19 protein-coding genes and 1 pseudogene are annotated in these 23,093 nt (G+C 59.3%); 9 read left to right on the plus strand and 11 right to left on the minus strand.

Annotation, left to right across the window (positions count from 1 at the left end; translation table 11 throughout):
• Positions 1-5: 5 nt before the first annotated feature.
• Both baeS and KP808_RS13560 read left to right on the plus strand, forming a co-directional pair.
• Complete coding sequence (gene baeS / locus KP808_RS13555; RefSeq protein WP_230016284.1) at positions 6-1,397, plus strand: sensor histidine kinase efflux regulator BaeS; 1,392 nt, start codon at positions 6-8, stop codon at positions 1,395-1,397.
• Between the two features lie 5 nt (positions 1,398-1,402).
• On the plus strand, positions 1,403-2,077 hold the full coding sequence (locus KP808_RS13560; protein WP_230018877.1) for a response regulator: 675 nt from the start codon (positions 1,403-1,405) through the stop codon (positions 2,075-2,077).
• Positions 2,078-2,699: 622 nt separating this feature from the next.
• Here KP808_RS13560 and KP808_RS13565 read toward each other — a convergent pair.
• Genes KP808_RS13565 through KP808_RS13575 form a run of 3 tightly spaced genes read right to left on the minus strand, consistent with a single transcriptional unit; the run spans position 2,700 to position 5,775 of the window.
• Entirely contained in the window at positions 2,700-4,100 is a 1,401-nt protein-coding gene (locus KP808_RS13565) for an LLM class flavin-dependent oxidoreductase (RefSeq protein WP_230016285.1), read from the minus strand.
• Positions 4,101-4,104: 4 nt separating this feature from the next.
• Positions 4,105-4,545, minus strand: coding sequence for an acyl-CoA dehydrogenase family protein (locus tag KP808_RS13570; protein WP_057452982.1), 441 nt, complete (start codon positions 4,543-4,545; stop codon positions 4,105-4,107).
• Between the two features lie 15 nt (positions 4,546-4,560).
• On the minus strand, positions 4,561-5,775 hold the full coding sequence (locus KP808_RS13575) for an SfnB family sulfur acquisition oxidoreductase (protein WP_230016286.1): 1,215 nt from the start codon (positions 5,773-5,775) through the stop codon (positions 4,561-4,563).
• Between the two features lie 425 nt (positions 5,776-6,200).
• Between KP808_RS13575 and KP808_RS13580 the strand changes: the two genes are divergently transcribed.
• Entirely contained in the window at positions 6,201-7,439 is a 1,239-nt protein-coding gene (locus KP808_RS13580) for an acyl-CoA dehydrogenase family protein (RefSeq protein WP_230016287.1), read from the plus strand.
• A 9-nt stretch (positions 7,440-7,448) separates the two neighbouring features.
• Here KP808_RS13580 and KP808_RS13585 read toward each other — a convergent pair whose 3' ends face one another.
• The 6 genes and pseudogenes from KP808_RS13585 to KP808_RS26160 all read right to left on the minus strand — a co-directional run.
• Positions 7,449-8,435: an ABC transporter permease gene (locus KP808_RS13585; protein WP_004665242.1), complete on the minus strand. Its 987-nt coding sequence runs from the start codon at positions 8,433-8,435 to the stop codon at positions 7,449-7,451.
• Entirely contained in the window at positions 8,432-9,436 is a 1,005-nt protein-coding gene (locus KP808_RS13590) for an ABC transporter permease (protein WP_230016288.1), read from the minus strand. Before KP808_RS13590 ends, KP808_RS13585 begins: the two co-directional genes overlap by 4 nt.
• Entirely contained in the window at positions 9,423-10,994 is a 1,572-nt protein-coding gene (locus tag KP808_RS13595; RefSeq protein ID WP_230016289.1) for a sugar ABC transporter ATP-binding protein, read from the minus strand. The genes KP808_RS13590 and KP808_RS13595 overlap by 14 nt, the downstream gene beginning before the upstream one ends.
• 15 nt (positions 10,995-11,009) lie before the next feature.
• The gene (locus KP808_RS13600; RefSeq protein ID WP_230016290.1) at positions 11,010-12,014 is read right to left on the minus strand and encodes a sugar ABC transporter substrate-binding protein; all 1,005 of its coding nucleotides are present in this window, start codon (positions 12,012-12,014) and stop codon (positions 11,010-11,012) included.
• A gap of 216 nt (positions 12,015-12,230) precedes the next feature.
• On the minus strand, positions 12,231-13,409 hold the full coding sequence (locus KP808_RS13605) for a methyl-accepting chemotaxis protein (protein WP_407692680.1): 1,179 nt from the start codon (positions 13,407-13,409) through the stop codon (positions 12,231-12,233).
• A pseudogene (locus KP808_RS26160) lies at positions 13,383-13,904 on the minus strand (MCP four helix bundle domain-containing protein); the annotation flags it as partial. The gene KP808_RS13605 and the pseudogene KP808_RS26160, both read right to left, overlap by 27 nt.
• Positions 13,905-14,066: 162 nt before the next feature.
• On the opposite strand from KP808_RS26160, the gene KP808_RS13610 reads away from it, so the two are divergent.
• Entirely contained in the window at positions 14,067-14,495 is a 429-nt protein-coding gene (locus KP808_RS13610; protein WP_230016292.1) for a VirK family protein, read from the plus strand.
• A gap of 326 nt (positions 14,496-14,821) precedes the next feature.
• On the opposite strand, the gene KP808_RS13615 is transcribed toward KP808_RS13610, so the two are convergent.
• The gene (locus tag KP808_RS13615) at positions 14,822-15,274 is read right to left on the minus strand and encodes a DUF3237 family protein (protein WP_230016293.1); all 453 of its coding nucleotides are present in this window, start codon (positions 15,272-15,274) and stop codon (positions 14,822-14,824) included.
• A gap of 402 nt (positions 15,275-15,676) precedes the next feature.
• Between KP808_RS13615 and KP808_RS13620 the strand changes: the two genes are divergently transcribed.
• Complete coding sequence (locus tag KP808_RS13620; protein WP_005746440.1) at positions 15,677-16,444, plus strand: C1 family peptidase; 768 nt, start codon at positions 15,677-15,679, stop codon at positions 16,442-16,444.
• A gap of 4 nt (positions 16,445-16,448) precedes the next feature.
• On the opposite strand, the gene KP808_RS13625 is transcribed toward KP808_RS13620, so the two are convergent.
• On the minus strand, positions 16,449-17,648 hold the full coding sequence (locus KP808_RS13625) for a XylR family transcriptional regulator (RefSeq protein ID WP_005746439.1): 1,200 nt from the start codon (positions 17,646-17,648) through the stop codon (positions 16,449-16,451).
• Positions 17,649-17,830: 182 nt separating this feature from the next.
• Between KP808_RS13625 and xylA the strand changes: the two genes are divergently transcribed.
• From xylA to KP808_RS13645, 4 genes are all read left to right on the plus strand, one after another.
• A complete protein-coding gene (gene xylA / locus KP808_RS13630) occupies positions 17,831-19,147 on the plus strand; it encodes a xylose isomerase (RefSeq protein WP_122280771.1) in 1,317 nt (438 codons plus the stop codon).
• 139 nt (positions 19,148-19,286) lie between these two features.
• Positions 19,287-20,288 (plus strand): D-xylose ABC transporter substrate-binding protein, encoded by a 1,002-nt coding sequence (gene xylF / locus KP808_RS13635; RefSeq protein WP_122280772.1) that lies wholly within the window; start codon positions 19,287-19,289, stop codon positions 20,286-20,288.
• 93 nt (positions 20,289-20,381) lie between these two features.
• Positions 20,382-21,938, plus strand: a complete 1,557-nt coding sequence (gene xylG / locus KP808_RS13640; RefSeq protein ID WP_230016294.1) for a D-xylose ABC transporter ATP-binding protein — start codon at positions 20,382-20,384, stop codon at positions 21,936-21,938.
• The gene (locus tag KP808_RS13645) at positions 21,939-23,075 is read left to right on the plus strand and encodes a sugar ABC transporter permease (protein WP_058408103.1); all 1,137 of its coding nucleotides are present in this window, start codon (positions 21,939-21,941) and stop codon (positions 23,073-23,075) included. It abuts the gene before it with no gap.
• Positions 23,076-23,093: the final 18 nt, after the last annotated feature.

The following is a 23,093-nucleotide window of genomic DNA, read 5'->3' on the forward strand; positions in this document are numbered from 1 at the left end:
CCTTCATGAAATCGAGCATCTCCACCAAACTGTTTGTCGCGGTGCTGGCCAGCGTGCTGTCGGTGATCCTGATCATGGGTCTGACTGCGAACTGGAGTTTTGCCCGCGGTTTTCTGGGTTATCTCAACGAGCAGGCCATGCAACGTATGTCGCCGGTCCTGCCGCGTCTGGCAGTGGCCTATGCTCGCGAAGGCAGTTGGGAGTTCATGCGTGACAACAAGGATCGCTGGTTTGAGGTGATGCGCCCGGAGCCCGCGCAGGACTTCGCCATTCCCGGACTGGCCACACCACCCACTTCCGATCTGACTGGTGCAGTGTTTCGAATCGCCCTGCTGGATGCGCAGAAGAACCTTGTAATGGGGTTTCCGGGCGTACATGACGATGAGTTTATGCGCCCGGTGGAAGTCGCCGGCAAAATCGTGGGCTGGCTGGCCGTCACACCCTTTCAGAGCGTCAGTGAAGCGGGTGGTGAGCGCTTTCAGCAGTACCAGTTGCGCGCCAGCCTGGCGATGGGTGTGCTGTCGCTGCTGCTGGCGGTGCTGATTGCCTGGTGGATTGCCCGCACGCTGCTCGACCCGGTCAAGCGTGTGGCCGCTGCAACCCATCGGCTCGCCGCAGGGGAATACAGCAGCCGCGTGGCGGTTTCCTCCAACGACGAGGTAGGCCAGTTGGCTCGCGACTTCAATCAGCTGGCGTACACCCTGGAGCGCAATGAGAAGATGCGCCGCGAATTCATGGCCGATGTCTCCCATGAGCTGCGCACCCCGCTGTCGGTACTGCGTGGCGAACTGGAAGCCATCGAGGATGGCGTGCGCACACTGGATCAGGCGTCGATGAAGTCCCTGCAGGGCGAAGTCGGCATGCTCAGCAAGCTGGTGGATGATCTGTATGAGCTGTCCCTGGCGGATGTGGGCGCCCTGACCTACCGCAAGGTCGACTGTGATCTGGCGGAGCTGCTGACGAATATCACTGACATGTTCGAAGAGCGTTGCGTAGCGCGTCAATTGAGTTTGCAGCTGGAACTTGCAACTCAACCCTTGTCGGTACACGCAGACCCAGGCCGCCTGCAACAGTTGATCAGCAACCTGCTGGAAAACTCGGTGCGCTACACCGATGCCGGTGGCACGGTGCAGGTTCGCGCAGCCATGCGCGATGATGAAGTACGTATCGAAGTCATGGATTCCGGCCCCGGCGTCGATCCCGCACAACTGCCCAAGCTGTTCGAACGCTTTTATCGCGGTGAAACATCGCGTAACCGCGCCAGCGGTGGTGCGGGTCTGGGGCTGGCGATCTGTCACAGCATCGCCCTCGCCCACGGCGGCACCCTGAGCGCCGACCACTCGCCCACAGGCGGCCTCTGGCTGACCCTGTGCCTGCCTGGACGGCTGCGGCCATGACCTCCATGACCACCGAAACGCCGATTCTCATTGTCGAAGACGAACCCAAACTGGCTTCGCTGATGCGCGACTACCTGATCGCTGCCGGTTATTCGACCCACTGCCTGAGCAACGGTCTGGAGGTAGTGCCAGCAGTCAGAGCCCAGCCGCCGCAACTGATCCTGCTGGATATCATGCTGCCCGGTCGCGATGGCATGGACATCTGCAGGGAGCTGCGCAGTTTCAGCGCCGTGCCCATTGTCATGATCACCGCGCGGGTAGAGGAAATCGACCGCTTGCTGGGCCTGGACCTCGGTGCGGATGACTACATCTGCAAACCGTTCAGCCCGCGGGAGATGGTCGCTCGCGTCAAGGCAATACTGCGTCGCACTTCTTCAAGCGACCCGCACACGCCCAAGGGTTTGCAGGTGGACGAAGCGCATTATCAAGCCTCGTTCAATGGTGTCAGCCTGGACCTGACCCCGGTTGAACTGCGCCTGCTGGCCACTTTCGCCCGCTCGCCGGGTCGGGTCTTTTCCCGCGACCATCTGCTGGACAGGCTCTACTCGGATCATCGCGTAGTGACCGACCGCACAGTGGACAGCCACATCCGCAACCTGCGCCGCAAACTGGAGCACGCCTGTCCTGGTCAGGATCCGATCCAGTCGCTTTACGGCGTGGGCTACAAGCTTGAGCTTTGACCGTCACAGCGTTGAGCACACGTCATCATCCATGCCGTTCCAAGCACCCAACATCGGACGCGGAGCGTCCAGAACGGCATGCGACGCAGAGCGACGCACGATAGTTACGATGATCGTTCCGCACGCTCGGCGTAGGAATGCCTGTCGTGACGCTCCGCGTCACAAATCTGCGCCGCGCCGTAACCTCAAGACCGGACGCAGAGCGTCCAGAACGGCATGCGACGCGGAGCGCCGCACGATAGTCGGGATTATCGTTCCGCACGCTCCAGCGTGGGAACGCCGTTCGTGACGCTCCGCGTCACAAATCTGCGCCGCGCCGCAACCTCAAGACCGGACGCAGAGCGTCCATAACGGCATGCGACGCAGAGCGACGCACGATAGTCGGGATTATCGTTCCGCACGCTCCAGCGTGGGAACGCCGTTCGTGACGCTCCGCGTCACAAATCTGCGCCACGCCGCAACCTCAAGACCGGACGCAGAGCGTCCAGAACTGCATGCGACGCGGAGCGCCGCACGATAGTCGGGATTACCGTTCCGCACGCTCCAGCGTGGGAACGCCGTTCGTGACGCTCCGCGTCACAAATCTGCGCCGCGCCGCCTGCGCAAGGACAGTCATCACACTTCAGGCACTCTCCGCTTGGCGAGTGCGATGCAGTGCAGCGAGGTCGCGAAAGGCAGCGCCCGGGTGCCCTGCTTCCAGGCGTGGTCCTTCGCCGAACAGTTTCTCGCGCAGGGTGCCTTTGGCGTATTCAGTCTTGTAGACGCCGCGTTTCTGAAGCTCCGGCACCAGCAGGTCCACCGCATCAATGAACGTTTCATGGGTCAGCGCGTAGGCCAGGTTGAAGCCGTCCACGTCGGTTTCTTCAACCCACTCCTGGAGCAGGTCGGCCACGGTTTCCGGGCTGCCGACAAACAACGGGCCGAAACCGCCGATACCGACCCAATCGGCCAGCGCCTGCGGCGTCCACACTGTGTTCGGGTCAGCGGTGGAAAAGGTCTCGACTGCCGACTGGATGGCGTTGGTGTGCACATGCCGAAGCGGCTCATCAGGCTTGAACTGACTAAAGTCGATGCCGGTCCAGCCGGAAATCAACGCCATGGCGCCTTCATAACTGACCCAGCTTTTGTATTCCTCGAATTTGGCCTTGGCCTTGGCATCCGTTTCGCCAAGGATCACCGTCTGCAAGTTGAAAATCAGCACTTTGGACGGGTCACGACCAGCCTCGGCGGTGCGGCGACGGATATCGGCCACGGTCTTTTTCAGCAGAACCTTGGAGGGTGCGGCCACAAAAACGCATTCGGCGTGCTCGGCGGCGAACTGCTTGCCGCGGCTTGAAGCCCCAGCCTGATAGAGAACCGGTGTACGTTGCGGCGACGGCTCGCACAGGTGAATACCCGGCACCTGGAAGTGTTTGCCGACATGGCGAATCTCGTGGATCTTGCCGGGGTCACTGAATACCCGACGCTCGCGATCACGCAGAATCGCGCCCTCCTCCCAACTGCCTTCCCAGAGTTTGTAACAAACCTCCAGATACTCCTCGGCATAGTCATAGCGCGCATCGTGCTCGGTAAGGGTTTTCTGCCCCAGGTTCTTCGCGCCGCTTTCCAGATACGAGGTGACGATATTCCAGCCTGCGCGGCCCTTGGTCAGGTGATCTAGCGTCGACAGGCGACGGGCAAACGGATAAGGATGTTCGAACGATAGCGAAGCGGTCAGGCCGAAGCCCAGATGCTCGGTCACCAGCGCCATGGGCGGGATGAGCTGCAACGGGTCGTTGACCGGCACTTGAGTGGCCTGGCGAATTGCCGCCTCACCGTTGCCGCGATAGACGTCGTAAATGCCCAGCACGTCGGCAATGAACAACCCATCGAACTTGCCGCGCTCAAGAATTCTGGCCAGATCGGTCCAGTATTCCAGGTCCTTGTACTGCCAGGAGCGATCACGAGGATGAGCCCAGAGACCAGGCGACTGATGGCCGACGCAGTTCATGTCGAAGGCATTGAGGCGAATCTGACGAGACATACACTTACTCCTGAAGCTGCGGCGGAACCACGCCATTGAGGCGTTGATTACCTATAACCTGATAGTGCCAGCGCAGCGGTTCACGACCGGTCGGGGCAGGCAATGACGAACGTTTGCCGGTCAGTTCGTACTGAATATTGCCCACCGCCTGCAATGCATCGGCACTGGCAATGACCGCCTCGCTGCTGGCGACAAGGCGCTGCTCGGAAGAGCCATCCAGCCTTTGGGCACGCTCCAGCAGCGCGGCGGCAACCTCCAGACGAATCTGCAGATCTCCGACTTTGCTGATCACATAGGGGTCATCGACAATGCGCTGCAGGTCACTGAGCGGCCATGGCTGAGCGTGCTCACGCAGGTAATCGAGGGTGTCTTGCAAGCCTTCGCGCGCCTGACCAAGGTCTTCGGCGGCGACCTTCAGTTGTGCGGTAATAGCGGGATGCGTCATGGGCGTACTCCTTGATCAGTTCCAGGCATGGCGTGGCGGTGCAATGCCGTTGAGCACCTGATTACCGATCAGGTGATATTTCCAGCGTGCCGGGTCATGCAGGGTGTGGGTTCGCGCATTGCGCCAGTAACGGTCCAGATTGAGTTTGCCCAGCACCGAACGGGTGCCAGCCAGTTCGAACAGCTGGCTGCTGGCGAGCAAGGCAATCTGTGCCGACAGCACCTTGGCCTGCGCGACGATCACCGATGCTTGCGCGACGCTGGCCTCACTGGGTTCGGCCAACGCATGGTCAATGGCTTGGCCGGCCTTGGCGAGAATCGCGTCGGTGCCATGCAGCCGCCACTGCAAGTCGCCGATGGTGGCGATGCTGAACGGGTCCTGCCAGCCGAAATCCTGCTTGCTGTCGATCCATGGCCGCGCCAGTCGTGCGTGCTTGAGGGTTTCCTCGAAGGCGCCGTGGGCGATGCCGGTGTCCACCGCCGCCTGAATGATCTGCGAAATCGGCCCGTCGGCAGTCGGCTCATCGAATGCCCGGTGCGCAGGGATCACCGCGCTCGACGGCACGCGGACAGCGTTCAGGACTGCCCCGCCGCTGGCGGTGGTGCGCTGGCCGAAACCGTCCCAGTTGTCGATGATCGTCAGGCCCGGATTGTCGCGCTCGACGAACGCGATAAAGGCCTGATTCTTCTCGTTGACCCCCGCCACTGGCACGATGTGCGCGAACAGCGCGCCGGTGCAGTAAAACTTTTCACCGTCCAGCACCGCGTGCTCGCCATCGAAGCGGATACGGGTCTGGAAGGCTCCGGCGTTCTTGCTTTTCGACTCGGAGAACGCATTACCGAAGCGGTAACCGGCCAGCGCCTTGCCGAAGTAGTGGCGCTTCTGCTCCTCGGTGCCGGTCTGCAGCAGGATATCGAGCACGCCCAGATGGTTCTGCGGGATCTGCCCGAGCGAAGAGTCGGCGGCAGAAATGATCTTGATCACTTGCGCAACGGTGACGTAGGAAACGCCTGCGCCGCCATAGGCTTTGGGCACGGTAATGGCCCACAGTCCGCTGGCGGAAAACTCATCCAGCTCGGCGACCGGCAGACGGCGTTCGCGATCACGCAGCGACGCTTCCTCGGCAAACCGGCTGGCCAGTGCTGTGGCGACTTCAATGGCTTCGGCATCGGAAGCGATGACATGCGCTCTGGGCGGTGCTGCAGGTGGAATTGAGAGTGGCTTACTCATGGACTGGCTCCTGCTCGTTGGCGACAGGTTGAAAACACTCAACACGCTTGACCTTGAACAGTGCACAGCCCGTGCCGTAAATTATTTTTCTTTTAAAACAGTACGTTGCAAATTACCGCCCATGACTGGCCGCCCCCTGCAGCACAAAATGTTCGAACGCTGTTGCTGACCGAACAGCGGCGTATTCACAGCGCATCCCGCGCAGACACAGGTCCTCCAGGGCTCATGAGCTGCCGGCATCGCTGACAACGCGTTGGGATTTTCCAGCCAGCGGCCATGCAACTGTTGGCTAATCAACATGAACATCATCTAACAAAAAAATAAATCATTAAAATCAGATAGTTAGATTCAGGCATAAAGCATGCAGAGATCAGCACGAACCCTCCCGGCCCATGTGCCGATCTCTTCGTGTTCAGGAGTACCGCATGACTCAATCAACCGGCTCAAACCCTCTCTCGCTGGGGACCGATTACGAAACCCTGGCCAACCGGTTCCGGCCAATCTTCCGCGAGATCGGCGCTGGCAACGTCGAACGCGAAAAAGCCCGCGCCCTGCCCTACGAACCGATTGCCTGGCTGAAGAAGGCCGGTTTCGGCGCTGTGCGGGTACCCGTCGAATACGGCGGTGCGGGTGCTTCGGTCAGCCAGCTGTTTCAACTGCTGATAGAACTGGCCGAAGCCGACTCGAACATTCCGCAAGCCTTGCGAGCGCATTTCGCCTTTGTCGAAGACCGCTTGAATGCACCACCCGGCGCCAACCGTGACACATGGTTTGCACGCTTCGTGGCTGGGGATCTGGTCGGCAATGGCTGGACCGAGGTCGGTGCAGTGAAAATCGGCGATGTGATTACCAAAGTCAGCCCTCAGGGCGATGGCTTCGTGCTCAACGGCACCAAGTTTTACAGCACCGGCAGCATTTTCGCCGACTGGATCGACGTCTACGCCCAGCGCGCCGACACTGGAGCTGATGTGATTGCGGTGGTCGATGCCAGGCACGCAGGCGTGCGTCACAGTGACGACTGGGACGGGTTTGGCCAGCGCACCACCGGCAGCGGCACATCGGTGTACGACAATGTGCCGCTGCCCGCCACACATGTCATCCCGTTCGAGCAGCGTTTCAAGTACCAGACGGCGTTCTATCAGCTGGTGCTGCTGGCGGTGCTGGCAGGTATTGGCCGAGCCGTCGAACGCGACATCGCGCAGGAAGTGCGCGACCGCAAGCGCATCTTCAGCCACGGCAACGCGGGCAGCGTCAGCCAGGACTCACAGGTGCAGCAAGTGGTCGGGCAGATCTCCTCTCAGGTCTACGCCGCCGAGGCGGCCACCCTGCGTTCTGCCGAGCCTTTGCAACGCGCTTATGTGGCACGCTTCGGCAATAATCCACAGCAGGAAAAGGACGCCAACATTGCCGCGGAAATCGAGACGGCCAAGGCGCAGGTCATTGTGTCGGAACTGGTGCTGCGCTCTGCCACCGAGCTGTTCAATGCGCTGGGCGCGTCAGGCGTCAGCGTCAACAAGGCGCTGGATCGCCACTGGCGTAATGCGCGCACAGCGGCATCGCACAATCCGCTGATCTACAAGGCGCGCATTGTCGGTGACTGGCGCATCAATGGTACCGAGCCGCCTTTTGTCTGGCAGATCGGCAGCGGTACCGGCAAAGCCTGAGGCGTAAGGTTACGCCGCGTTACGCAACAGGTGGCGACTGGCAAAGCTGAACGCCAGCACCAGAAAGATCAGCACCCCGGTCGCCACCTGCTGCCAATAGAAGTTCCAGCCGATCAACAACAAACCATTGGCGATGACGTTGATGAACAGCACGCCCAATAACGTCCCGACAATGTTGGCACGCCCATGGCGACTCAGCGTCGTGCCGATGAACACCGCGCCAATGGCGTTGATCAGGTAGGCATTGCCCGACATCGGCACGTAGGCGTTGACCGTGGAGCTGAGCAGGATACCGGCGACCGCGCAGGCCAGAGCGCTGGCGACAAACACCTGTACGGCGATGCGCCGGGTAGAAAGCCCCGAGTAATACGCCAGCTGCGGCTGAGTCCCCAGCGCAAGCATTTCCCGCCCCAAACGGCCACGCGCCAGCACCAGCCCGTAAAACCCTGCCAGCACCCCGACCACCACCAGAGGCAATGGCACGCCCAGAATCAGTACACCGCTAATGCCCGGCAACGCGCCCTGAGCGATGTAGATAGGTTGACCACCGTCGGATAACAGCTGCTGCACGCTGGTGCCGATAAACAATGTACCCAGCGTCGCCAGAAACGGCGAAATACGCAGCCCGGCGATCAGCGTCGCATTAAACGCGCCCGCCGCGCCGCCTGCCAACAAGGCCACCGCGATGGCCGCGCCCAGACCGTGGCCGCCATTGAGCGTGACGACAAAGCCGAGGCTGGCAAAGTCCAGCGCCGTTCCCACCGACAGATCGATGCCGCCGGCAGCAACTGCCCAAGTCATGCCAACGGCCACAATGGCCAGCAACACAAAATTGTTCAGCACCAGGCTCGACAGGTTGCCCCAGCTCAGAAATCCCGGTGCATTGATGGCGAAAAACAGCAGGATGATCAATACCAACAGCGGCAGGACCGCAGGCAACAGGCGCGGCAGGAATTTCACCAGTGTTGAAGAAGTGTTCAGGGTCAGCGTATTCATTGTTCACCCTCCCGGCGGCCCAGCGCCCCGGAAAATGCCACCACCAGCAGGATCAGCACGCCTTGAACGCCATTGACCCAGAAATTGGAGATGTTCAGCAATTGAAAGCCATTGATCAGAAAACCCAGCAGCAACGTCGCCAGCAAGGTGCCAGGAATGTTGGCGGTCAGGCGCCGCGAGAACACCACACCGAGAAAGGCAATCGCCACCACTGACAGCAGCATGTCGCCGGAGCCGGTGGTGCTGCCACTGAAAAATGCAGCAGAGCAGAACGCCGCAATGGCGGCGCAGCCACCGGCAATCAGGTAGCTGGCGAACACATAGCCCTGCAGATTCAGGCCGGCAGCAGTTGCCGCTTGCGGGTACTCACCGATGGCGTACAGGCGCAGGCCAAACGCACTGTGCTGAATCAGCAGCCACAACAGCGCTGCGACACTCAGCAACACCCACGCCAGCGCCGGAATGCCCAGCCAGACGCAGGAAGCGAGGTTGTCCAGCAAAGCGGAATCGGTAGCCAGTACGGTGTTCTGGGTCAGCACCAGCTCCAGACCTGCAATCAAATTCATGCTCGCAAGCGTCGCCAGCAACGGCGGCAAGCGCAAAAACACCACCGCCAGACCATTGAGCGCGCCAACCAGCAGACCACAGCCGAGCGTCAGGCCAATCGCCTGCCATGCGTCGAAACCGGCGTTGTTCAGGCTGCTGTAAACGGCTGCGCACAGACCGAGATTAGCCGCCAGCGACAGGTCCAGCCCGCCGCTGACAACGTTGGAGCCACCGCCGATGACCACACATGTCAGGCCCAGCGCCAATATGCCCAGCACGGCTGACTGGGCGAACACGTTGCTGATGTTGCCGATGCTGAGAAAGTTGGGCGCGCTGACCGCAAAGCCCAGCAGTATCGCCAGAAATACCAGTAACGAACCGCGTTGTGCTAGCCGTACCAGCCAGCGTTGCGATGGATCGCCGACCTGAATGACTGATGTTTCAAGCGTAGACATGGCGGGTCTCCTGGAGGGTGTTTTTACCGTCATGACGGCTTTCACTGGCCCCGGTGGCGCAGGCCAGCAACTGGTCACTGTCGGTGCTCGACGAATCGAATTCACCCGCAATACGCCCTCTGTGCAGCACCACAATGCGCTGGGTGATGCCGATCAGTTCCGGCAGGTCCGACGACAGCACCAGCACTGCTGCACCGCCTTCAGCCAGCCGGGCAATCAGCCGGTAGATTTCCACCTTGGCACCAATGTCGACACCCACACTGGGCTCATCCAGCAGGTACAACGTCGAGTGTCGACTCAGCCATTTGGCCAGGGCGACCTTTTGCTGGTTGCCACCACTAAGCAATTGAACCGCCGCATCATGGTCTGAGGTCTTGATCGCCAGTTCACCTATCAGGCGCTGACTTTCCCTTGACTGCGCAGCACCGTCGAGCAATCCCCAGCGGCTGAAGCGCCCGAGGCTGGCCAGGGTAATGTTCTCCAGCACCGAAAGCGCTGGCGCTACGCCATGCGTGCGGCGCTCTTCGGGGACCAGCGCGATACCGTTGCGCACCGCATCACGAGGGGATTTCAGTTGCAACGGCTGACCGTTCAACAGCACGTCGCCGCGATCCGGCTTGAGCAGCCCGAACAGGCTCTTGAGCAGTTCCTTGGCACCCGAGCCGACCAGCCCGGTCAGGCCCACCACCTCGCCACTTCGCACGCTCAGGTCAACGCCGTTGTAAAAGCGCCCTGCTCCCAGCCCGTTCAATTGAAGCACTGGCGGGCCGGGCTGCGTCTGCGCCCGGAAATATTGCTCACCCACGTCACGATTGACCATCAACCGGGCGATCTGCGCGGTGCTGACATGCGCGGGATCAACCACCGCCACGTCGCGCCCATTGCGCAGCACGGTGACCTGATCACACAACGATTCGATTTCCTGCAAATAGTGGGAGATGTACACAATGCTCAGCCCGTCATCGCGCAAGCGCCGGACAATGGCCAGCAACCGGTCCACCTCCTGCTTGACCAGTGACACACTCGGCTCGTCGAACACCAGCACCTGCGGTTTGGCCAGCAGTGCGCGAGTGATCTGCAATATCTGTCGCTGCGCGCTGTCCAGATCGCGTACCAGCGCCCCGCTCGGCAGGCGCATGGCAAAATAATCATCCAGCAACCGGGCCGCCTCGCGCTCCTGAGCGCGTCGATCGACAAACAGACCGCGTTTGATTTCCTGCCCGAAAAACAACGCCTCACCGACGCTGAAGCTGCCCGGCAGCAAGCGCTCCTGATGAATGAAATGCACGCCCGCGGCTTCAATCTGGCGCGGAGTAAAGCTGTCGAACTGCTGGCCATAAATGCTCAAGCTGCCCGCATCGGCGCGATGAATACCGGCAAGGACCTTGATCAGGGTTGACTTGCCTGCGCCGTTTTCGCCAACCAGCCCATGAATGGTTCCGGCCTCGACCCGCAGGTTGACCCCATCCAGTGCCTGAGTAGCACCAAAGCGCTTACTGATGCCCTGCAAGTGCAAGGCCGCTGGTGCCGCTGCAACGTCTGCAATCGCTGGTCTCATGGTCGATCTCCTCCGTCAGTTATCACCCCTGAGCTCCTGCACTTGCGGCAGGTTGGCGGCCGTGGTCAGCAAGGTCGGCACCTGAGTCTCTTTGGGCAGGTCGCGTTGCCCGGCCAGATAGCGAGCGACGTTCTGCACTGCAGTCTTGCCGATCAGGGCCGGCTGCTGCGCAACCACGGCACCAATCGGTGAGTTCTCACGGCGCATCAGCTCAAGTACTTCCGGCGTGCCGTCAACGCCATAGGTCTTGATTTCAGTTCTTCCGGCGTCGATCAGTGCCTTGCTGGCGCCCAGTTGAGGAATGTCCCAGGCCGCCCAGATGGCCGACACACTGCCTTTGGGGTATTTATTGAGCAGCGCCGAGACTTGCGAGTAAGCGTCCTGAACCGTGTTGGGAATGACGTCACGCAACTCCGGCTCAATGATTTTCAGTCCCGGATGATCCTTGAGCGCCAACTTGAGCTGGTCGTAACGAATGGCACACACCGGCACACCATAAAAGCCGTTGAACACCAGCACGTTGCCCTTGCCACCCGCGTCTTTGATCAGTTGCCCGGCCAGTGCCTTGCCGGTGGCAATGTTGTCCGAGGTGGTGTTGTTGAGGCTGTATTGCGACGGTGCATCGATGGTGAACAGTGGAATCTCCGCCTTGCTGATGCGCTTGAGCCAGGGGTCGATAACGCTGAGTGTGCCCAGGGTCTGAATCACCGCGTCGGGTTTTTGCGTAACCACGGTCTGCAGTTGATTGACCAGGTTCTTGTCGTTGCGACCTGCATCAAGCGTTATAGGCGTGCCGCCCAGACGCTTGACCTCATCCACCTGGGCCTGAAACGTCTTGATATCGAAGTAGTGACTGGTGCCGGTCATGCTGATCGCGATGCGCTTGCCCGCCAGCGAAGGTACATCGCTGTCATCGGCATGTGCCGTCGCGACAAGGCTGGTGGCCAACAGGGTCAGCGCCAGGGCGCGCCCTATTGCATGCAGACGGGTTGGCTTATAAATCGGGACGGCATCAGGCATTCGGGTGGCTCCGCTGGCTCAGGAAAACAATCCTGATCAGCAGTGCACAGGTCATGCCCAAAGCCCTGCGGTTACGCTGGCAACGGCGCAGAGCCTGGCTTGCAGGCTATTGCGCCGAATTGCGTCTAGGCTGATAGCCGACGCTTCAGGCCCAAGGCGGCGAACACATTGTCGATTCGCTGTTGTCCGGGCAACAGCAAGGTCATGCCTGACTGCTTAGCCAAGCTTGAACTGCCTAAGGGTAGTAGTCAGATCACTCGCCAGTTCGGCCAGCGACTGACTGGCACTGCCGGTCTGGCCGGTACGCACTGCCGACTGCGCCGACAAGTCACGGATTCGTACCAGGTTGCGATCCACTTCGCGCGCGACCAGCGCCTGCTCCTCAGAAGCGCTGGCGATCACCGTATTTCGCTCATCGATGACCATGACCGAACTGGCGATACTGGCCAGCACGGCGTTGGCCGACTCGGCCTGCTGTTTGGTACGTTGGGCCTGCTCGGTACTGACTTCAAGCGCCACCAGCGTGCTCTTGGTGCCCTGCTGGATGTGCCCGATCATGGTCTCGATCTCACGGGTCGACTCGCTGGTGCGATGAGCCAGCGCGCGAACTTCGTCCGCGACTACGGCAAAACCCCGCCCGGCATCGCCAGCCCGTGCCGCCTCGATGGCGGCATTGAGGGCCAGCAGGTTAGTTTGCTCGGAGACTGCGCGAATAACATCCAGGACCTTGGTGATATCCAGCGTGCGGGTTGCCAGCGCCTGCGCCTCGACCGACGCGGTGCCGACATTGCGGGTCAGTTCAAGGATCGACTGAACGGTTTGATTGAGCTCTTCCTGACCTTCGCGGGCCGACACCGAAGAGGCTTTGGATTCTTCCGAGGTGGCCACCGCATTTCGCGCTACTTCGTCGACCGCCTGGCTCATCTCGGTAACGGCGGTGGCGGCCATTTCTATCTCGCTGTTCTGCACCACAAGGTCAGCGTTGCTGTTGGCCATCAGCACACTCATTTGCTCTGTGGCCGAGGCCAATTGGTGAGCGGCATCGCCCACCTGACTCAGGGTCTGGCTCAGATTGCCGCGCATGCGCTCCATCGATTGCAGCAAAAGGGCCGCTTCATCAGTGCCCTCACGGTTGATTGCGCTGGGACGCAGGTCGCCCGCAGCAATGGTTTCCGAGCTGTGCAGCGCCTGACTGATCGGCACTGCCAGACTTTTGGTCAGGCGCCAGGCGAGCAATACGGTCAGTAACACCGTCAGAAACATAACCCCCTGAGTGACGATCAGGGCGTTTTCATACACCGACGTCGCTGCAGCGCTGGATTCGGCTTCGGAGTCATCATTGATCTTTTCCAGCTTGCCAAGGGCGGCTTCTATACTTTCCGCCATGGCCTTCATCTCGCCCCAGACGAGCGCCCTTCCGGCCTCTGCCTGATTCTCGTTGATCAGCGTATAGACCTTTTCGCCACGCTCGATGTAGCCCTGATAAGTGCTCTTCAGACCCTCTACGAGCGCGCGCTCTTCATCATCGGTGATCAGCGGGTCGTAAGCCTCTACGGCCTTTTGGAAACCGGCCTTCCTTTCAAGGAACTCGTTGTGAGCCTGAGCTACCTGCGCAAGATCATGCGTGGCAAGCATTTTGGCCACGGTGGTGCGGGTTTTCTCGACCGCCAGGGCAATATCGTCACCCAGCGCAATCCCTGGAAGCGCGTCGTTTTCGATTTCAAGCGATTGCTCACGAATACCGTGCAATTGCTGAATGCTAAAAATACCAAGCCCGAACACCAGCACCACCATCAACGCAAAGCAGGCGGAGGTCCGCGCGGCTATTTTCAGCTGTCTCAGCATGTTCAATCCCCTTCCCGTGGCTGACGAATAAATTAGCACCGTCATTTCTATCGGCTGATCGAGAAAAAGAATGAAGAACGTCGAATCAGAGCCGTGCCACTGCTATTCAGGGCCCACTTCAAGGAAACCTTATGGTAGGTTTCGCGACGCTCGATAACCACGAGATGACGGTCTTTTCAACCTTCAGACTGACTTACTGGAGTTGCCATGAAACATTATTACGCTGCCGCATTACTTGCCCTTGCACTGCCCGGTGCTGCTCACGCTGGCGACGCGCTGGTCAGCTACCCCGCTATCATCCAGGCGTTGAACACCGGAGAGTCGGTAGCTGTGGCGATTGATCTTGGGCAATGCAAGTCCTCGGTCGCGGGTGCCGAGCCGTCCAAAACCAAAGGCGGCAAACGCATCGATGCCTACCGCATCACTCCCGACGGCACCCTCGCGTTCTCGGACAGCCACTTCACCCTGGATCGAGATAACAAGCCCATCGAGCAGTTCATTCGCTACCAGATACGCTCCAATGGCAGCGCCATGTTCAGCATGACGACGCTGAGTGTTCCCGGCTATCAGCAGGTCGGCAATCCGGTGAGTTATGAATGCGCGATCGGCAAAGGGCTGAGCTTTTTTGCCAGCTAGTAACGGTCACGCCACAACCCAATGAACCAGACAGATATCCGGCGTGGGCGACAGACCGTCCTCACGCCCTTGAAAGTAACGCTCGAACTGCTTGTTGGTGGACAACATGTCGAGCACTTCAAACCCGACTGATAGAGTGACAATGGTTGAACCCAGCCTGCACGCAAGCCGGCGTGTCAGACTGACCAGCCCCTGCTTATATAGATAACGAGCAAAAATAATTTAAATGTCATCACGCCGACCCGCCAAGTGTTAGCGACAAGGGTTATACCTTGATAACACACTTGACACTTGCTATCGCATCCACGCGTTTCTTTGACGGCTCTTCATATCTCGTTAACCTGATAAATACTGACACGCATGCTGTCATCCCCGGCTTTTATATTTACTCTGCCGACGTACAGGTTTCTCTGCAAGTAATCATGAGCGCCGGAAGGAACGCTGAACTGCTTGCTGCATGTGCATCGACACTGCGATTCGGCGAATGGCGCGCGGTCCGTTTCACTGAAGGCCACTAGCCCTTCTCCGACGACATCTATCTTTATTCCGTCGTCAGTCAGCAAGGTGTAGTACAGGCTGAATCGTGCAAGGTTGTCATCCTGGGGCACGAGAAAAAGGCTGCCTCCCGGAAGAACCTGCCCCTTTAATCGATCGCCGTTGAATTCGCCTCCCAGTACCTCACCGCTGCTACGCTGCCCCCGCTGAGGATTGCAAAGCGCTTGCGGCGTATCGATACGCAGGTGAGCAGTCATTATTTCATGCAGTTGCATCGTATCCATCCCTCTACCCCTCATCTTGCATGTGGCGATTTGCGCTTCGACCATAACTGTACCGAGGTGTATCTTTTAGCCCGTACATCGCATGCTGTCAATTTAAATGTACCGACCGGTACGCTTATGGGCTTAGGATAAGCGTCTATAAAGCAGTATCGTTTTGCCACTTTCGATAAGGCGCTTTGGCTCGTATCAAGCGCAAAAAAAAGCAGTAATTCTATTCCGCAGGCCCATTTAACAAACTGGTTAATATGGCCCGCTGCTCAACTAACAGTACTGGCCAAATGAATCCACCCGGCCAACTCATAGTTCACTACTTACTAAACGAAGTTTAATCCGCGCCTGCCAAAAACCTGTTTACATGAGCGCTGTCAAATTTTCTGACAGTGTCTTACAAGGAGATACGAAATGACCTATACCGTAAAACAGTATGGATGGATTCGCGATCTGCCTGATCATCGCGATCATCTTTATGCGGCGCCGACAACGGCGCTGGCGGCGCTTCCACACATGGTTGATCTGCGCCACCATTGCCCGCCCGTATACGACCAGGGCCAACTGGGCAGTTGTACCGCGAACGGTATTGCCGGAGCGATTCAGTTTGATCGCATGAAGCAAAAGCTGACGCCGGCGTTCGAGCCCTCGCGGTTGTTTATCTATTACAACGAACGGGTCATTGAGCATACCGTCGATTCGGACAGCGGCGCGATGATACGCCACGGAATTAAAAGTGTAGCGGAGCAAGGTGATTGCCCTGAAAAAGAGTGGCCTTATGACATTGAAAAGTTCGCTGTCAAACCTCCGGCTGCCTGCTACAAAGACGCAAGAAAATACAAAGCGGTGTCCTACCAGAAAGTTGCGCAAAACCTCAACCAGATGAAAGGCTGCCTGGCGGCAGGTTATCCGTTTGTCATTGGTTTTTCCGTCTACGAGAGCTTTGAAAGCAAGAAGGTCGCCCAGACCGGGCATGCCCCGATGCCGGGCCCTCACGAAAAGATGCTCGGAGGGCACTGCGTGTTGGCAGTGGGTTACAACGATGCCCATCAGCATTTCATCTTGCGCAACTCATGGGGCACTGGCTGGGGCATGGAAGGCTACTTCACCCTGCCCTACAGCTATCTGCTGGATGAAAATCTGTCCACCGACTTCTGGACGATAAGAGTCGTGGCTGCCTGAATTGTCAGGCAACCGGGCATTGCACTGCCGCATTGGCACCCTGCAGGTACTCTCGCGGCGTGCATCCAAATTCCCGGCGAAATACCGTGTGCAGGTATTGCGCCGACCGGAAACCACAATCGCGGGCGATGTCGGCAATTGCGCAGTCAGTGTTTTGCAACCCGTGTGCGGCAGCGGCCAGTTTGAAACGCAGGATCTCGTCATGCACGCTGCAGCCCCGCACCCGGCGAAAGTGCGCCTCCAGCGACGAGCGCGAAACGCCCACATAAGCCGCTACCTGCGCGGTCTTGATACCCTGGCACGCGTACTGCCGGATAAACAGCAACGCCTGCATCACATAGGGGTCCCCCAACGGTTGATGCAGACTCGAAGCCTGTACGTTGACAGCGTCCGGCGGTATCAGAATGTGGGTGCCCGAAGACGGCATGCCGTGCAGCATCTGGTGCAGCAGGCGCGCGGCGGTTCGGCCCATGGTGTCGGTGCCTTGAACCACCGAGCTCAACGGCACCCGCGTGAGGGTTCTGGTCAACGGATCGTTGTCGATGCCGATCAGCGCCACTTGTTCGGGCACAGCAATTCCGGCAGTCAGGCAGGCCTGTAGCAACTGACGGGCGCGGGCGTCGGTCACCGCGATGATGCCGATCGGCTTGGGCAGGCTTTGCAGCCAGGCGATCTGCTGTTCTACAGCACTGTCCCAGAGCGGTGCACTGGTACCCAGGCCGCGATAGACCTCGGCGTGCAAGCCGTCGCGTTGCAGCAGTCGGCGAAAGGCCTGCTCGCGCTCCTGCGCCCAGCGATTGGCCTGAGCCTCAGGCAGACTGAAGCAGGCAAAGCGGGTCAGCCCGGCCACTATCAAATGCTCGTAGGCGGCCTTGATCAAGGCGTGGTTGTCGGTCGCGACATAGGGGATGCCCTTCGGGTAGGCGCGCTCATCCTGGTAGGAACCGCCTACCGCCACCACCGGCAGCCTGATGCCGGCCAATGCCTCACCAATCAGCGGGTCGTCGAAGTCGGCAATGATCCCGTCACCCTGCCAGCGCTCGATGCCTTTCAGGCGACAGAGAAAATCTTCCTCCAGGAACAGATCCCAGGACACCCGGGTACTGCTGAGGTAGTTGCCGATGCCGCTGATGATGCCGCGGTCATAGATCTTGCTGCCGTTGAACAACAGTGCAATGCGGTGAACGGGGGGTACAGTTTTCATTATTTTTATGCCGGATTTTTATATCGATTCGATAAGCACTACGTCGCTCAACACAGACTAGGCCCGCAAAGGACCAATCTCAATACTCAAAATCGCACTGTGCGTTGACGATTTTCATAATCAGCAGGCCCAAGGCCGTTGCTAGTATCGAGGCATCGCCAAGAACAATAAGGAAAACGCAGATGCCGTACTTCCCCGCCGTCGACAAGGTTCGCTATGAAGGCCCTGACAGCGACTCGCCCCTTGCCTTTCGCCACTACGATGCCGACAAACTGATTCTCGGCAAACCCATGCGCGAGCATTTGCGCATGGCGGCCTGTTACTGGCACACGTTCGTCTGGCCAGGCGCCGACATGTTTGGTGTCGGCACCTTCAAGCGCCCATGGCAAGGTTCCGGTGACCCGATGGAGTTGGCTATCGGCAAGGCTGAAGCAGCGTTTGAGTTCTTTTCCAAGCTGGGCATTGATTACTACAGTTTCCACGACACCGACGTAGCGCCGGAAGGCAGCTCGCTCAAGGAGTATCGCAACAACTTCGCGCAGATGATTGATCAGCTGGAGCGTCATCAGGAGCAAACCGGGATCAAGCTGCTGTGGGGCACCGCTAACTGTTTCAGCAACCCGCGCTTTGCCGCAGGGGCCGCCAGCAACCCGGACCCTGAAGTATTTGCCTACGCCGCGACTCAGGTGTTCAGTGCCATGAACGCCACCCAGCGACTCAAAGGGGCCAACTACGTCCTGTGGGGCGGTCGTGAAGGCTACGAAACCCTGCTCAATACGGACCTCAAGCAGGAGCGCGAGCAGTTGGGCCGCTTCATGCGCATGGTGGTCGAGCACAAACACAAGATCGGCTTCAAAGGTGACTTGCTGATCGAGCCCAAGCCACAGGAGCCCACCAAGCATCAGTACGATTACGACAGCGCCACGGTGTTCGGTTTTCTGCAGCAGTACGGCCTGGAAAAAGAGATCAAGGTCAACATCGAAGCCAACCACGCGACCCTGGCCGGGCACAGCTTCCACCACGAAATTGCCACAGCAGTCTCGCTGGGGATCTTTGGCAGCATCGATGCCAACCGCGGCGACCCGCAGAACGGCTGGGACACTGACCAGTTCCCCAACAGCGTCGAGGAGATGACCCTCGCCACCTACGAGATTCTCAAGGCCGGTGGTTTCACCAATGGCGGCTACAATTTCGATTCCAAGGTCCGTCGTCAGAGCCTCGACGAAGTCGACCTGTTTCACGGCCACGTCGCCGCCATGGATGTGCTCGCCCTGGCGCTGGAGCGCGCAGCGGCCATGGTGCAAAACGATAAGCTTCAGCAGTTCAAGGACCAGCGCTACGCAGGCTGGCAGCAGCCTTTCGGAAAGTCGTTGCTGGCGGGTGAATTCAGCCTCGAGTCGCTTGCAAACCATGCATTCGACAACGAACTGAACCCACAAGCCGTCAGCGGTCGGCAGGAATTGCTGGAAGGTGTGGTCAACCGCTTTATCTACTCCTGAAACCAGGCAGAACGGACGCCGCAGTGACATTCTTACGACAAATCTGTGCCCGCGGCGTCCGACAACGTTCTACAGTTGCACCGGCATTACACTGCACATCATGAAGTGTCTTTCGAACAACAATAAAAGGACGCACCCTATGAACACCCTGAAACGCACGCTGCTTGCCAGCGCTCTGGCCTTGCTGTCCCTGCCGGTCATGGCCGACTCCGCCCACCCGAAAATCGGTTTCTCCATTGATGACCTGCGTCTGGAACGCTGGTCACGCGACCGTGATTACTTCGTTGCGGCGGCGGAGAAACTGGACGCCAAGGTCTACGTACAGTCGGCGGATGCCAACGAGCAGAAACAGATTTCGCAGATCGAAAACCTCATCTCTCGCGGCGTCGACGTGATTGTCATCGTGCCGTTCAACGCCACCGTACTGACCAACGCCGTTGCCGAAGCCAAGAAGGCCGGAATCAAAGTGGTGTCTTATGATCGGCTGATCCTCAACGCCGACATCGACGCTTACATCTCCTTCGATAACGAAAAGGTCGGCGAAATGCAGGCCGGCGGCGTGCTGAAAGCAGCGCCCAAGGGTAACTACTTCTTGCTGGGCGGCGCCCCCACTGACAACAACGCCAAGATTCTGCGCGAAGGTCAGATGAAGGTGCTGCAGCCAGCCATCGACAAGGGCGATATCAAAATCGTCGGCCAACAGTGGGTGAAGGAATGGAACCCCACTGAAGCCCTGAGCATTGTTGAAAATGCCCTGACCCGAAATAACAACAAGATCGATGGCATCGTTGCTTCCAACGACGCCACCGCAGGGGGCGCGATTCAGGCCCTGGCCGCACAGAAACTGGCCGGCAAAGTGCCTATTTCGGGACAGGATGCGGACCTGGCGGCGGTCAAGCGGGTCATTGATGGCACCCAGACCATGACCGTCTACAAACCGCTGAAGCTGATTGCCAGCGAAGCCGCCAAACTGTCGGTGCAACTGGTGCGCAACGAGAAGCCTGCCTTTACCTCGCAGTACGACAATGGCAGCAAGAAAGTCGACACCATCCTGCTAACCCCGACACCGTTGACCAAGGACAACATCGACCTGCTGGAGAAAGACGGGTTCTACACCAAGGCGCAGATGGGCGGCCAGTGAGCTATCGATAATCAGTCGATAGAAAGCCTGAGCCTGTGCAGCATGGCTGCGCAGGCCCAGGCACGCCCATGAATCCCCGTGTGAGCCCGTGCCATGTCCGACTACCTGTTGCAAATGAACGGCATCGTCAAAACCTTTGACGGCGTCAAAGCCTTGAACGGCATTGACATCAAGGTCCGGCCCGGTGAGTGCGTCGGCCTGTGCGGCGAAAACGGCGCGGGCAAGTCCACGCTGATGAAGGTGCTGTCGGCGGTTTACCCCTACGGCACCTGGGACGGCGAGATCCTTTGGGACGGCCAGTCGCTCAAGGCGCAGTCCATCAGCGAAACGGAAGCAGCCGGGATCGTCATCATTCATCAGGAACTCACGCTGGTGCCTGACCTGTCGGTGGCCGAAAACATCTTCATGGGTCATGAACTGACGCTCCCCGGTGGGCGCATGAACTACCCGGCCATGATCCACCGCGCCGAAGTGTTGATGCGTGAGCTCAAAGTGCCAGACATGAACGTGGCACTGCCGGTTTCCCAGTACGGCGGCGGTTATCAGCAACTGGTGGAAATCGCCAAGGCACTGAACAAGAAGGCGCGCCTGTTGATCCTCGACGAGCCGTCCTCGGCCCTGACCCGCTCGGAAATCGAGGTGCTGCTGGACATCATTCGTGACCTGAAAGCCAAGGGCGTGGCGTGCGTGTACATTTCGCACAAACTCGATGAAGTGGCGGCCGTGTGCGACACCATTTCGGTGATCCGCGATGGCAAGCATATCGCCACCACCGCCATGTCGGACATGGACATCCCGAAGATCATCACCCAGATGGTCGGTCGCGAAATGAGCAACCTTTACCCCACCGAACCCCACGAGATCGGCGAGGTGATTTTCGAGGCGCGAAACATTACCTGTTACGACGTCGATAACCCCGGACGCAAACGGGTCGACGACATTTCGTTTGCTCTCAAGCGCGGGGAAATTCTCGGCATTGCCGGGCTGGTCGGCGCAGGTCGCACCGAACTGGTGTCCGCGCTGTTCGGTGCCTACCCGGGCCGATATACCGGTGAAGTGTGGCTGGACGGCCAGCCTGTCGACACACGCACGCCGCTCAAATCAATCCGCGCGGGCTTGTGCATGGTTCCCGAAGACCGCAAGCGTCAGGGCATTATTCCGGACCTGGGCGTTGGTCAGAACATCACCCTCGCGGTCCTCGACAGCTACTCGAAAATGACCCGCATCGACGCCGAAGCCGAGCTGGGCAGCATCGACCGGGAAATCTCGCGCATGCACCTCAAGACAGCCAGCCCGTTCCTGCCGATCACCAGCCTGTCTGGTGGCAACCAGCAGAAAGCTGTTCTGGCGAAAATGCTTTTGACCCGACCGCGCGTGCTGATCCTCGACGAGCCCACCCGCGGCGTCGATGTAGGTGCCAAGTACGAGATCTACAAGCTGATGGGCGCGCTGGCGGCCGAAGGTGTATCGATCATCATGGTCTCTTCGGAGCTGGCCGAAGTGCTGGGCGTGTCCGACCGTGTGCTGGTAATTGGCGAAGGCCAGTTGCGCGGCGACTTCATCAACCATGAACTCACTCAGGAACAGGTGCTCGCCGCTGCGCTCAGCCACCCCGATGCCCCTGACAATAATGCCCGGAAGACCGCATAGATGAACCAGGTCAAACAGTTCTTCACCCGCTACAAAATGCTTGCGCTGGTGATTGCCATCGCGGTTATCTGGCTGTTCTTCAGTTGGCAGACCGACGGCGGGTTTCTGACCCCGCGCAACCTTTCCAACCTGCTGCGGCAGATGTCCATCACCGGCATTCTGGCGTGTGGCATGGTGCTGGTGATCATCAGTGGCGAGATCGACCTGTCGGTGGGTTCATTGCTGGGCCTGCTCGGTGGCCTGGCGGCGATTCTCGATGTGGTCTACCACGTGCCGCTGCTGGCAAACCTGAGCGTGGTTGCGCTATGCGGGCTGATGATTGGCCTGGCCAACGGCTACATGACGGCCTACCTGCGCATTCCCTCCTTTATTGTCGGGCTGGGCGGTATGTTGGCCTTTCGCGGCATTCTGCTGGGGATCACCGGTGGTACGACCATCGCCCCGGTATCGCCTTCGCTGGTCTACGTTGGCCAAGGGTATTTACCGCACTCTGTCGGCACAGGGCTTGGCGTACTGTTGCTGGCGCTGACGTTGTTTCTGACCTGGAAACAACGGCGCAACAGAGCACTGCACGGGCTGGCGGCACACTCGATGATTCGTGATGTGTTACGCGTGGTATTGATCGGCGCTGTGTTGGGCGGGTTTGTCTATGTGCTCAACAGCTACGACGGAATCCCCGTTCCGGTGTTGCTGTTGCTGGTCCTGCTCGGTGTGTTCAGTTATGTCACCAGCCAGACGGTTTTCGGACGTCGCGTCTATGCGGTGGGCAGCAACATGGAAGCCACGCGGTTATCCGGCATCAACGTACAGGCCGTAAAACTGTGGATCTTCGGCATCATGGGCGTCATGTGTGCCTTCGCCGGGCTGGTCAATACCGCACGCCTGGCTGCAGGCTCGCCCTCGGCCGGCAACATGGGTGAACTGGACGCCATTGCCGCCTGCTTTATCGGCGGCACCTCCATGCGCGGCGGCTCGGGCACTGTCTACGGTGCCCTGCTTGGCGCGCTGGTCATCACCAGTCTCGATAACGGCATGTCCATGCTCGACGTCGACAGTTACTGGCAGATGATCGTCAAGGGCGGCATCCTGGTGCTGGCGGTGTGGGTGGACGTCAGTACCCGGGCCGCACGGCGATAGTCAAGCAACTGACGGCAC

Source organism: Pseudomonas savastanoi (assembly GCF_020917325.1).
In the GTDB taxonomy this organism is placed as follows: Bacteria; Pseudomonadota; Gammaproteobacteria; order Pseudomonadales; family Pseudomonadaceae; genus Aquipseudomonas; species Aquipseudomonas amygdali.